Consider the following 13,104-nt stretch of genomic DNA (forward strand, 5'->3'; position numbering starts at 1 on the left):
TGATTTTTCACCGCATTTTCCATTTTTCATTTCTCTTCACAACAGCAAAAACTCGCAAATTTTTCACCGCACTTTATTTTTATAAACTTTGATCTATATCAATAAAATTGACAATTTATTGAGAATAATTCTCATAAATAAAGATGAAAATTGCCTAGTAAAATCAACTTCTCCACGTCATTTCGCTCAAAAAACAAGCTAAAAAACCTTATTTTTTATCAGTTGAATTTGGTAAAAATCTATATATAGTGCTTTTCAAAACATAAAAACACAATATATAGGGGTTATACAATGAGTTCGTTTTTTGTCATCAAACGCGATGGTTCACGCGCGCAATTTGATATTCAACGCATCATCAATGCAATTCGTAAAGCAGCCTTAGCCGTTGGCATTCATAATGAGGATTATTGCCACACAATGGGACAACAGATTGCCAATGACATTTTTGCACAATATCAGCAAGACATTGATATTAACGAAATCCAACAATTGGTTGAAAATCAATTAATGACAAGTGCTTATCCGCAAGTCGCACGGGCTTATATTGAATATCGCCACGATCGAGATTTAGCACGCGAAAAACGTAGTCAGCTCACCCAAGATATTGAAGGGCTGATTGAACAAAGTAATGTGGAATTACTCAATGAAAACGCGAACAAAGATGCTAAAGTCATTCCTACGCAACGGGATTTACTTGCCGGTATTGTGGCGAAGCATTATGCAAAGCGTTATATTCTACCTCGTGATGTCGTAGAAGCGCACGAAAAAGGCGAAATTCACTACCACGATTTAGATTATGCCCCATTCTTTCCAATGTTTAATTGTATGTTGGTGGATCTCAAAGGAATGCTCACGCACGGTTTTAAAATGGGCAATGCGGAGATTGAACCGCCTAAATCAATTGGCACCGCTACCGCAGTAACCGCCCAAATTATTGCACAAGTGGCGAGCCATATTTATGGCGGAACCACAATTAATCGTATTGATGAAGTACTTTCCCCTTATGTTCAGCTGAGCTATGAAAAGCATTTAAAAACCGCCCAACAATGGAATATCCCTGAACCAGAAAATTATGCGAACGCCTTGATTGAAAAAGAATGTTTTGACGCCTTTCAATCATTGGAATATGAAGTCAATACCCTACATACCTCCAACGGACAGACCCCTTTTGTTACCTTTGGTTTCGGTTTAGGAACAAGTTGGCAAGCCCGTTTAATTCAACAAGCCATTTTGCGTAATCGTATTCGTGGCTTAGGAAAAAATCACAAAACCCCCGTCTTTCCTAAATTGGTTTTCACGATTAAAAAAGGAATAAATCAGCAACACTGCGATCCCAATTATGATATTAAACAACTGGCTTTAGAATGTGCTTCCAAACGGATGTATCCTGATATTCTTAACTATGATCAAGTGGTTAAGGTAACGGGATCATTTAAAGCGCCAATGGGCTGTCGCAGCTTCCTAGGCGCTTATGAGGAAAATGGTGAGCTTATTCACGATGGGCGTAATAATCTCGGTGTGGTTAGTCTAAATTTACCGCGTATTGCACTAGAGGCTCAAGGTAATGAACAACGTTTTTACGCATTACTTGATGAACGCCTTGCTATTGCGAAAAAAGCCTTAATGACACGTATTGCACGTCTCGAAAACACCAAAGCACGGGTTGCCCCTATTCTCTATATGGAAGGGGCTTGCGGGGTTCGCTTAAATGCGGATGATAATGTCGCAACTATCTTTAAGCAAGGACGTGCTTCCATTTCCCTAGGTTATATTGGTATCCACGAAACCATTAACGCCCTTTATCAAAAGGGTCATATTTATGATGATGAATATCTACGTCAAAAAGGCATTGCTATTGTAGAATATTTAAGCAATGCAGCAAAACAATGGCAACAAGACACAGGCTATGCCTTTAGCCTTTATTCCACACCAAGTGAAAATTTATGCGATCGCTTCTGCCGCCTAGATACCAAGCAATTTGGCATCATTCAAGGAGTAACGGATAAGGGATACTACACCAACAGCTATCATCTTGACGTAGAAAAAAAGGTCAATCCCTACGATAAACTCGACTTTGAAATGCCTTATCCCCCATTAGCAAGTGGAGGCTTTATTTGTTATGGCGAATACCCAAATATTCAACACAATCTCAAAGCCTTAGAAGATGTTTGGGATTACAGCTACGACCGCGTGCCTTATTACGGGACAAACACGCCCATCGATGAATGCTATGAATGCGGTTTCACGGGCGAATTCCATTGCACCAGCAAAGGCTTTACTTGCCCTAAATGTGGTAATCACGACAGTGAAAAAGTCTCTGTTACTCGCCGTGTTTGTGGTTATCTCGGTAGCCCCGATGCACGCCCGTTTAATGCGGGTAAACAAGAAGAGGTGAAAAGAAGAGTGAAACATTTATAATTGGAGAATGGAGTGAGAATTTTGTTTAAGGTTAAATTGCTTTTTTCTTTATGATTGATAACGGATTTCGCCGTTGGCAACTTCCTTTCTTTTGCTTACCCAAAAGAAAGGAAGCTAAGAAAAGAGACTCCGATCAAACCGCATTTTCCTCATCCTGATAAAGTTTTTTAACGAAAAGTAAGCTCATACTCGCTACGCTACGTTCAGGCGTTACTTTTCTAAAAATTTTATCTCCATTCGGGCGGTTTGGACGGGGAATGCGGTTAAGATGAACTTTAAAGTGCGATAGAAATTTTTGGATTTTTTAAAATTCTGTGGAAAATGCCCACACTTTATTACTTGCTTTTTTCTTTGGGATTGATAACAGATTTCACCGTTGGGCGACCTACTTTCTTTTGCTTGCTCAAAAGAAAGTAGGCAAAGAAAAAAGCCCCCGACTAAATTGCTGTTCTTCATTTTTAGCAAATTTTCTTAACGAAAAGTAAGCCCATACTCGCTACGCTGCGTTCAGGCATTACTTTTCTAAAAATTTGTTAAAAATGAAGGCAATTTACACGGGAGATTAATTCATTATCTTCTCCAGATCATAGAGAAGGATTTTGAAGCCCTTCTGAAATAAACGGGGAGATACTGTATTCAACCTCAGATTTTATAAAGCGGGAACGTTCAAGCTCCTCTTTAGTAAAGAGGGGTGGGGAGATTTGTTCAGGAAGCTACTTCACCACCTACGAGCCATAGGCGGTTAGGTAACACAGTCGCTCTGTGACTAAGATCGAGAATTTTCTTTACTCTTTGTAAAACTCAAAGATTCTCACCGCACTTTAAAATTCGCCTTAACCGAATTTCCCCGTCCAAACCGCCCGAATGAAGATAAAATTTTTAGAAAAATCACGCCGAGCGAGAGCGAAGCGAACATCAGGCTGATTTTTCGTTAAGAAAATTTTATTAGAATGAGGAAAAAGCGGTTTGATCGGGGTTCCCTTTTCTTTGCTTCCTTTCTTTTGGGTAAGCAAAAGAAAGGAAGTCGCCAACGGCGAAATCCGTTATCAATCACAAAGAAAAAATTAATTATTCAAGATAAACAATAAAATAAAATGAACTATCTCCAATATTACCCCGTTGATATCGTAAACGGTGAAGGCACACGTTGCACACTCTTTGTCAGTGGTTGCGAACACGCTTGCAAAGGTTGCTATAACCAAAAAAGCTGGTCATTTAGTGCTGGTGTGCGATTTGATAAAGCAATGGAAGATCAAATTATCCGTGATCTTCAAGATCAACGTATTAAACGGCAAGGACTCAGTTTATCAGGCGGAGATCCCCTCCACCCACGCAACGTGCCAACTTTACTCGCCTTAGTCAAACGCATCAAAACAGAATGCCCAGACAAAGACATCTGGCTTTGGACAGGCTATCAACTTGCGGAACTCAATGAATTACAACGCGAAATGTTACCTTATATTGACGTACTGATTGATGGTAAATTTATCCAAGAACAAGCCGATCCCTCTTTAATATGGCGAGGTTCGGCTAATCAGGTCATTTATCGCTTGAAAATTGACTAATTTTACATCACTAATATGGCACTATTTCTCAGCAAATAACGCACAACTAGTTTGCCAAATTCGCTCGGCAATGTCTTCGGGACGTTCTGATCTTAATTCACATAATGCATTGAAGGTTTCTCGTATGCGCATTGGGCGATTAGGCTGACCTTGAAAACCAAATACGGGCATATCCGGGCTGTCGGTTTCAAGCAATAAGCTATCTAAAGGCAGACGTTTAATGGTTTCACGAGTTTTGTTCGCACGCGCATAGGTAATCACACCGCCTACGCCAATTTTATAGCCTAAATCGACAAAGCGTTTGGCTTGTTCATAACTGCCTGAGAAACCGTGTACCACGCCCGTAATGCTAAGTTGGGCGTTTTTTAAAAAACGATAAAGATCCTCGTGAGATTTGCGTGAATGTAAATTCACTGGTAATTGATTGTCTTTCGCTAAATGAAGTTGAGCTTCTAAAAATTCGCATTGTTTTTGCCATAATGCAGGCGTTAATAGCTCAGGCACGCCTTTTTCTAAGCCAATTTCAGCTACCGCAGTCAGATTGTTAGAACGCTGAGCAAGCCGCTGTGCCAATAGGTCTAAATCTGCTAAGCGATGCCGAGCAATATATAATGGATGTAAACCCAAGCCATAATAAAGCTGTTTAGGATAAAGTGCGGTGAGTTTTTCAATATTATTAAAATCTTCTGCTTGCACTGCCACCACTAACATTTTCTCAACGCCAGCTTGTTGGCTTTCTTCAATCAGTTCCGCCAAAGGCTGTTGAGTGCTAGCCAATAAATAATCAAGATGAGTGTGAGTATCAAAAAATGGCACGAGAATTCCTGTTAATCAAAAATGGTCTGCCAATGTTTGGCGTAATGTGCTTCAAAGCACATTTTTATTTGTGCTTCTGTTGTTTTGCCCGTTGCCAAAGGTGGCAAATTCTGTAAGGAAAAATAACCACTGGCTAAGGTTTCGCTATTTGGTTTAAATTCTCCCCCTATAGCACGGCAATAAATGAACACTTTACATACATTATGCGCCAACGCAGGAGGGTTATTTTTAGTATGATCTTGCAAGGCAATAACAAACTCGGCTATGGCATCTAGCCCTGCTTCTTCCTTTACTTCTTTCAACACATTTTCTTTGACGGTGGCAACCACATCACACCAACCGCCGGGGAGCGCCCACAAGCCATTTTCTTCTTGTACCAATAGAATTTGGTTATCTTGAAAAATTGCCGCTCTAGTATCAATTTTTGGCGTTTGATAACCATTTTCATTGCAAAATAACTGGGTAACACGCGCTAAAGGTAAATTAGATTGGGCTTGCAACATTTCAGCGCTAATTTCTCTAATCCGTTGAAAGCGTTCTAAATCAAATTTGTTTTCAGAATAAAATAAGCCAGCTTGTGCTAATCCTTGCAATTCGATTATCCATTGCAACCATTTTTCATTTTGCATCGTACGCTTCCTTAGAGAAGATAGTAAAAATCAAGTGCGGTAAAAATTTTAGTTATTTTAAAAGGAGGCAAGCCTCCTTTTATTTCGTCAATCTTATTCCACTGTAACAGACTGAATGACAATATCGTCCACAGGAACATCTTGGTGGAAGCCTTTATTGCCGGTTTTTACACCTTTGATTTTATCTACGACATCCATACCGTCCACGACTTCACCAAATACGGCATAGCCCCAATCTTGTACCACTTCTTTACCAAACATTTGTTTAGAACGGTAATCCAAGAACGTATTATCTGCTACATTAATAAAAAACTGTGCTGTTGCAGAATGCGGATCAGAGGTGCGAGCCATTGCGATAGTCCCACGTTTATTGCTTAAACCGTTATTGGCTTCGTTTTTGATAGGCGCATTGGTATTTTTTTCCTTCATTCCCGCTTCCATTCCACCACCTTGGATCATAAAGCCATTAATAACACGGTGGAAAATTGTGTTATCATAAAACCCATTTTTACAATAGGTTAAAAAATTTTCGCTGGTAAGTGGCGCTTTTTCGCTATTTAAAGTAAGTTTGATATCACCCAAATTGGTGTGTAAAGTAACCATTGTCATCGTTATATTCCTCTAACTGATAAAGGCGGTTATTATTTCATAAAAGTGCGGTATAATTCCAGCTCATTTATTTTGTCTAATTCATCATTTCAAGAGAAACAAACAAATGCTAAAAATTTTCAATACATTAAGCCGAGAGAAAGAAATTTTTACTCCCATTGAAGCCAATAAAGTGGGGATGTATGTGTGCGGTGTTACCGTTTATGATTTATGCCATATCGGACACGGACGCACTTTTGTTTGTTTTGATGTGATTGCGCGTTATTTACGCTATTTGGGTTACGATCTCACTTATGTACGCAACATTACCGATGTGGATGACAAGATCATTAAACGCGCATTAGAAAATAAAGAAACCTGTGAGCAATTAGTGGATCGAATGGTCGCTGAAATGTATCGTGATTTTGATGCGCTCAACATTTTACGCCCAAATATTGAACCAAGAGCCACCCATCATATTCCTGAAATTATTGATATTGTTGAAAAATTAATTCAACGTGGTCACGCTTATGTGGCAGAAAATGGCGATGTGATGTTCGATATAGAAAGTTTCCCACAGTATGGCAAACTTTCTCGCCAAGATCTCACTCAATTACAAGCCGGGGCAAGAATTGAAATTTCTGAAATCAAGAAAAACCCAATGGATTTTGTGTTATGGAAAATGTCTAAACCCAATGAACCAAGTTGGGATTCTCCGTGGGGAAAAGGTCGCCCGGGTTGGCATATTGAATGCTCAGCAATGAATAGTAAACAACTTGGGGATCATTTTGATATTCACGGTGGTGGCTCAGATTTAATGTTCCCACACCACGAAAATGAAATTGCGCAATCTTGCTGTGCGCACGATGGCGAATACGTCAATTACTGGATTCACTCAGGAATGATTATGGTGGATAAAGAAAAAATGTCGAAATCCCTTGGCAACTTCTTCACCATTCGCGATGTATTAAATCATTATCACGGCGAAGTGGTACGTTATTTCTTACTCACTGCCCATTATCGTAGCCAGCTCAATTACAGTGAAGAAAATCTTAACCTTGCACAAGGCGCATTAGAGCGTTTATACACGGCATTACGTGATACCGATCCGAATGTTGCCCCGCAAGGTGGCGAAGCATTTGTCGCACAATTTAAAGAAGCGATGGATGATGATTTCAACACACCAAATGCCCTCTCTGTACTCTTTGAAATGGCGCGTGAAATCAATAAATTGAAAGGGGAAGATAAAATCAAAGCCTCTCAACTTGCCGCCCGCTTGCGTGAGTTAGGTGATATTTTAGGCTTATTACAGCAAGCCCCTGAACGTTTCTTACAAGCTGGCGCTGACGATGACGAAGTCGCCAAAATCGAAGCCTTAATTAAACAACGCAACGAAGCCCGAGCAACTAAAAACTGGGCTGCCGCTGATGAAGCCCGCGATCAACTCAATGCAATGGGCATTGTATTAGAAGACGGTGCAAATGGCACAACGTGGCGTAAGCAATAAACCTTGATAATCACATCCGCACGTAAAACGTGCGGATCTTTAGACTTTATCTCTAAATTTTTATGTCCTCAACAGAGACAAGTGAATAATGTCTCTCAGCTTATCCTTATTCACTCACCTTTGCCTACAAGGCTACAAATCGTTTTTGTTTAAAAACTATATACTATTTATAGTTCCATTTATTGTATGGTCGATTTTTATCATCATTCAATTTGCTTATCATAGCTTACTTTCCTATATGTTGAATTTTAGTTATTAATAGCATTTTCCCACAGCTTAGGCTCTTTCGTCCCATACAATAGATAAATAACATACCATTTTTTATAACCAGATAAATCAGCTATAAAAAATAAGGCTAGATATTCCTATCCAGCCCTATTTCTGTATTAACGCTAAATATTAGTCTAACTTGACACCGCCCGTATTAAATGCCTCAAAATGAATTTGCGCTACTGGCACGCCTAACTCAACTAAAGCATTGTACTGTGCTTGCATAAATGCCATTGGACCGCATAAATAGTAATCCGCCTCTTTAGGTAAAAGTGCGGTTGGAATTTGGCTTAAATTTAGACGACCTGTTGCATCAGCTTGTTCGTCTTCCACTTCATAGACAGTAAACGTACTGACATTTGGATACTGTGCTTTTACACTATCAATATGATTTTTCATAGCATGCACATCAGCATTACGACAGGCGTGGATAAAGCTTACTTTTTCAGGTACATTTTGTTCTACAAGCTGGTTAAGCATTGCAATCATAGGGGTTAAGCCAACACCACCACTAATAAATACATTCGGCTTATGGCTATCAACCAAGAAGAAATTACCTGTTGGAGCAGTGGCTTCAATCTCATCGCCTTCTTTTAACTGATGCAAGGTGTTTGAAACCCAACCGCCTGCAAGTTCACCTTTTGGATCTTCACGTTTTACAGAAATACGTAAATAATCTGTTTTTGGATTATCTGAAAGCGTATATTGACGAGGTTGTTTTAACCCTAATTCTTCGACAAAAACACGCACTGAAATATATTGCCCCGCTTTATAAGTTGGCAATGCGCCCCCATCGACAGGCTGTAAATAAAAAGACGTAATTTCACTGCTTTCTGCTACTTTTTTCGCAATTTTAAATTTACGCCAACCTAACCAGCTTCCTTTTGTTTGTTGGTGTTCATCATAAATGGCTTTTTCTGTGCTAATCAGAATATCTGCTAATTGGTTATAAGCCGCAGTCCAAGCTTCAATTAATGGATCGTCCATTGAAATTTGCAACACTTCACTAATAGAATGAAGTAAGTTGTTACCTACAATAGCATAGTCAGGTGCTTGAATATCCAAACTCACGTGTTTATGTGCCATTAATTCAACGGCAGGCAATAACACAGCGGGATTTTCAATATTTTCTGCATAAGCTAATACCGCATTAGCTAAAGAACGGGCTTGTGCGCCACTACGTTGATGACCAAGATTAAATACTTGTTTTAATTCTGGATGATTGGTCAGCATTCTGTTGTAAAAATAAGAAGTCAGTGCAACACCATTTTCACGTAGCACTGGCACAGTCGCTTTCACTAATTCAATTTGATTTGCTGTTAATGACATAAACATTCCTTTTTCGTTTATTAAAAATGTATTTAAAATACATTTTTAATGTTAGGCTGGCAAGCGATTATTTATGAATACGCGATAATCTAGCGAGAAGTGGTGAAATAGACTACAATAATCCACCTAAGGAGTTGAAATGCAAATTAATAAATTTACTGATTATGGTTTCCGTGTGTTAATTTACCTTGCTCGTCAGCAAGCGCAAAGCCACACAATCGCAAGCCTTGCTAATGCCCTTCAACTCTCACAAAATCATTTAGTGAAAATTGTGCATTTTATGGCGAAACAGCAATGGCTCATCACTAGTCGCGGTAAAGGGGGTGGAATTCGCTTAGCAGAAAATACGCTTGATCTTCCTCTCGGTGAAATGCTACGCACTTTTCAAGGCAATGATCCTCTTGTAAATTGCCTCTCACCAAAATGTGGATTACAGCCCCAATGCCAACTGAAACATTTACTTGATAATGCGTTAGAACAGTTTTACCAAAGTCTGAATCAGTATCCATTACGGAAAGTCATTAGTCATTCTTCACAAGGCAACATTCCTTTTATTTCTTATCTGTAATATCAATAAGATAGGGATATAACCTGCTTATGGATAATTTAAAGTGCGGTGATTTTTTTAGAAAAATTTAGAAAAAAAGCCCCGCACTTTAGAAAGCGGGGCGACATTAAAAAGACAAGTTATTGCAATAAAGAAATATCTGCTACTTGTAAGAATAACCCTTGCAAGGTTTTCAGAATGGCTAAACGATTTTGGCGAAGTTGCGGATCTTCGGCGTTTACCATTACTTTCTCAAAGAAGTTATCCACTGGCTGGCGTAAATTTGCCAATTTATCTAACACCGCCACGTAGTCTCCCTGCGCAATAAGTGGTTGCACTTCACTTTGTAACGCGAGTACGCTTTGCGCTAATGCTTTTTCTTCTGGCTCAACACAACGATCTAACTGGATTTCACCAATTTCACCCTCTGCTTTGGCCAAAATATTGCTTACACGCTTATTCGCGGCGGCTAAGGCTTCCGCTGCCTCAAGGGTACGGAAATGTGCCACTGCTCTTACTCGCGCATCAAAATCAGCAGGACGGGTAGGGCGACGGGCAAGTACTGCTTGAATGACATCAACAGCGATGCCTTCTTCTTGATACCAAGCACGGAAGCGACCTAGCATAAAGTCCACAACATCCTCTACAACATTGCCATTGGTTAATTTATCGCCGAAAAGTGCGGTGGATTTTTGCACTAAATCGGTTAAATCAAGAGGTAATTTTTTCTCTACAATGATACGTAACACACCCAATGCCGCACGGCGTAAAGCAAATGGATCTTTATCGCCCTTTGGATGCTGACCAATGCCAAAAATCCCCGTTAAGGTGTCTAATTTATCCGCTAATGCCACGGAACAGGCCACTAAGGAATGCGGTAATTCATCACCGGCAAAACGTGGCATATATTGCTCATTTAACGCAACGGCCACCTCTTCATCTTCACCATCATGACGTGCATAATGCATTCCCATTACACCTTGTGTATCAGTAAATTCAAACACCATATTGGTCATTAAATCACATTTTGATAGTAAGCCTGCACGCTCTGCTTTGCTTACATCAGCACCTATTTGTGCCGCAATTTCACCGCTCAGTTTTTCAATACGTTGTGTTTTATCAAATAACGTCCCGAGCTGCTGTTGGAACAAGACGGTTTTCAAACGAGGTAGATTATCTTCTAAACGCTGTTTTAAATCGGTTTTGAAGAAGAATTCTGCGTCAGTTAAACGTGGGCGTACCACTTTTTCATTTCCTTCAATAATCTTACTTGGATCGTCTGGATTAATATTAGAAACAAAAATAAAGTGCGGTAGTAATTTGCCGTTTTTATCGTAAATTGGGAAATATTTTTGATCCCCTTTCATTGTATAAACCAAGGCTTCTGCTGGCACAGCAAGAAAACGTTCTTCAAATTTCGCGGTCAGCACATTTGGAAATTCTACTAATGCGGTAACTTCGTCAAGTAAACTTTCTTCAATATCCGCTACACCACCAAGTGCGGTGGCTTTTTGTTGTGAATTTTCCAAAATAATCGCTTTACGGCGTTCAAAATCCGCGATGACACTGCCTTTTTGTTCTAAAATTTGCGGATACTGATCGGCATTTTCAATGGTAAATTCTTGCTCACCTAAAAAACGGTGTCCACGAATGGTTTTACCACTGGCAACACCAAGAATTTCGCCTGCAATCAGCTCATCTCCCAATAACAGGGTTACGGTATGCACAGGACGAACAAATTGCTCGCTTTTATCTCCCCAACGCATCGTTTTTGGAATAGGCAATTTCGCAAGGGCATTGCTGATAATACCAAGCAGAAGATTTTTAGTTGGCTGACCTTCAATCACCGCACGATGGACTAACCATTCGCCTTTATCAGTTACCAAACGATCCGCCTGTTCCACACTAATACCACAACCACGCGCCCAGCCTTCTGCGGCTTTGGTTGGCTTGCCTTCTGCATCAAAAGCAGCCGAGATTGCCGGCCCACGTTTTTCCACTTCTTTACTTGGCTGTGCTTCCACTAATCCCAACACTTTCACCGCTAAACGGCGTGGGGTGGCAAACCACTGAACTTCATCAAAGGCTAAACCTGCTTGATGAAGCTCTTGCTCCACATTCTCTTTAAATGCCACCGCTAATTTTTTCAGAGCCTTCGGTGGTAGCTCTTCTGTGCCGATTTCGGCGAGGAAATTTTTTGTCATTTTGTTTCTCTAATTACATTTTAATTTAATTAAGTTTTAGGCTCTCTTGTCTTGCTTTTTCAAGCTGTTTTTCTAACTTTACCGTTTGGCGAACCTGATGACGTGCCTGTTCAATAATTTGACTGATTTGCTGTAATAAACCCGTATTGGTTAATTATGTCATCATCGTTTCTTAATCAGTCATTAAACCGCAATTTTGCTTTTTCTACCGCTAAATGCAATCGCTGTGCTAATATTTCTTTGCTCGGTAACACCGTCATATATTCAGCGATATGAATATCCGATTGCTTTAAATCTAATAATTCAACTTGTTCCTGCTTTTTAGAAGTACATAAAATAATACCCAGAGGAGGATTTTCCCCTTCTTCTTGTTCATATTTTGCAAGCCACGCCAAATAAAGTTCCATTTGGCTTTTATGTGAATGTTTAAACGCTTCGGTTTTTAATTCAATGGCAATTAAGCGTTTTAATTTACGATTATAGAACAACAAATCAATATAGAAATCATCATTATCAATTTGAATTCTTTTCTGCCGTGCGATAAAAGTAAAACCAGCACCTAATTCTAAAAGAAATTGTTCAACTTCTCTTAAAATCGCATCTTCGAGATCTTTTTCTAAATAACGATCATTGAGATCTAAAAAATCCAAGACATACGGATCTTTCAGCACAAGCGACTGATTATATTCGCCTTTTTCTCTCAATAAGGTTAATTCTTGGCTAATGGTTTCATCAGGCTTTTTCGATATTGCCGTGCGTTCAAATAGCAAAGAACCAATACGCTCTTCTAGTGTTCTTGTACTCCAACGCTCTTGTGCCGCCATCGTTGCATAAAAATCGCGTTTGAGCGGATCATCAATATAAATTAATGCTTTGAAATGTGTCCAACTTAATTTTCCACGCAGTGCGTGGACAATTTCCAAATCATCAAATGTTTCGGCAAATTTGATGCAATAATTAAGATGAGATCGTCCCCAACCTTTGCCAAATTGCTCCGTTAGGCTTTTAGACAAGTTTTTAACCACTTCCTTGCCATATTCCGCCCGTTCATTATTGAGAATATATTGATTAATCCGCTGTCCAATATGCCAATAAAGTAAGGTAAGTTCCGCATTGACTGTTACCGCAACACGCTGTTTACTGGTTTGAATAAGTTGGCTAATTTCACCCACTAATTGCTGTTCGTTGATTGCTATGTGGTTTTCTTTTTTCATTTAAAACTCCTGCAAAA

Annotated in this window: 10 protein-coding genes; 4 read left to right on the forward strand and 6 right to left on the reverse strand. The window is 39.6% G+C overall.

Features of this window, described 5'->3' with window-relative positions; genetic code table 11:
* Positions 1-291: 291 nt before the first annotated feature.
* The gene (gene nrdD, locus L4F91_RS09245) at positions 292-2,418 is read left to right on the forward strand and encodes an anaerobic ribonucleoside-triphosphate reductase (RefSeq protein WP_395896118.1); all 2,127 of its coding nucleotides are present in this window, start codon (positions 292-294) and stop codon (positions 2,416-2,418) included.
* Positions 2,419-3,512: 1,094 nt separating this feature from the next.
* Positions 3,513-3,983, forward strand: coding sequence for an anaerobic ribonucleoside-triphosphate reductase-activating protein (nrdG, locus tag L4F91_RS09250; protein WP_265777373.1), 471 nt, complete (start codon positions 3,513-3,515; stop codon positions 3,981-3,983).
* A gap of 21 nt (positions 3,984-4,004) precedes the next feature.
* Here the strand turns inward: nrdG and L4F91_RS09255 are convergent, their stop codons facing one another.
* The 3 genes from L4F91_RS09255 to L4F91_RS09265 form a co-directional block, all read right to left on the reverse strand.
* A complete protein-coding gene (locus L4F91_RS09255; RefSeq protein ID WP_395896120.1) occupies positions 4,005-4,799 on the reverse strand; it encodes a TatD family hydrolase in 795 nt (264 codons plus the stop codon).
* An 11-nt stretch (positions 4,800-4,810) separates the two neighbouring features.
* On the reverse strand, positions 4,811-5,428 hold the full coding sequence (locus L4F91_RS09260) for an NUDIX hydrolase (protein ID WP_250363582.1): 618 nt from the start codon (positions 5,426-5,428) through the stop codon (positions 4,811-4,813).
* Positions 5,429-5,521: 93 nt separating this feature from the next.
* A complete protein-coding gene (locus tag L4F91_RS09265) occupies positions 5,522-6,031 on the reverse strand; it encodes a peptidylprolyl isomerase (protein WP_250351644.1) in 510 nt (169 codons plus the stop codon).
* Positions 6,032-6,143: 112 nt separating this feature from the next.
* Here L4F91_RS09265 and cysS point away from each other — a divergent pair, with 112 nt between their 5' ends.
* Positions 6,144-7,523 (forward strand): cysteine--tRNA ligase, encoded by a 1,380-nt coding sequence (cysS, locus tag L4F91_RS09270; RefSeq protein ID WP_250363583.1) that lies wholly within the window; start codon positions 6,144-6,146, stop codon positions 7,521-7,523.
* 399 nt (positions 7,524-7,922) lie between these two features.
* Here cysS and hmpA read toward each other — a convergent pair whose 3' ends face one another.
* On the reverse strand, positions 7,923-9,122 hold the full coding sequence (gene hmpA, locus L4F91_RS09275; protein ID WP_395896123.1) for an NO-inducible flavohemoprotein: 1,200 nt from the start codon (positions 9,120-9,122) through the stop codon (positions 7,923-7,925).
* Positions 9,123-9,261: 139 nt separating this feature from the next.
* Here hmpA and L4F91_RS09280 point away from each other — a divergent pair, with 139 nt between their 5' ends.
* On the forward strand, positions 9,262-9,690 hold the full coding sequence (locus L4F91_RS09280) for an RrF2 family transcriptional regulator (RefSeq protein ID WP_395896125.1): 429 nt from the start codon (positions 9,262-9,264) through the stop codon (positions 9,688-9,690).
* A 119-nt stretch (positions 9,691-9,809) separates the two neighbouring features.
* Here the strand turns inward: L4F91_RS09280 and glyS are convergent, their stop codons facing one another.
* Both glyS and L4F91_RS09290 read right to left on the reverse strand, forming a co-directional pair.
* Positions 9,810-11,873, reverse strand: coding sequence for a glycine--tRNA ligase subunit beta (gene glyS, locus L4F91_RS09285; RefSeq protein ID WP_395896127.1), 2,064 nt, complete (start codon positions 11,871-11,873; stop codon positions 9,810-9,812).
* A gap of 176 nt (positions 11,874-12,049) precedes the next feature.
* On the reverse strand, positions 12,050-13,087 hold the full coding sequence (locus L4F91_RS09290) for a YhcG family protein (RefSeq protein WP_395896129.1): 1,038 nt from the start codon (positions 13,085-13,087) through the stop codon (positions 12,050-12,052).
* Positions 13,088-13,104 lie beyond the last annotated feature (17 nt).

Source organism: Avibacterium sp. 20-126, assembly GCF_044358625.1.
Classification (GTDB): domain Bacteria; phylum Pseudomonadota; class Gammaproteobacteria; order Enterobacterales; family Pasteurellaceae; genus Avibacterium.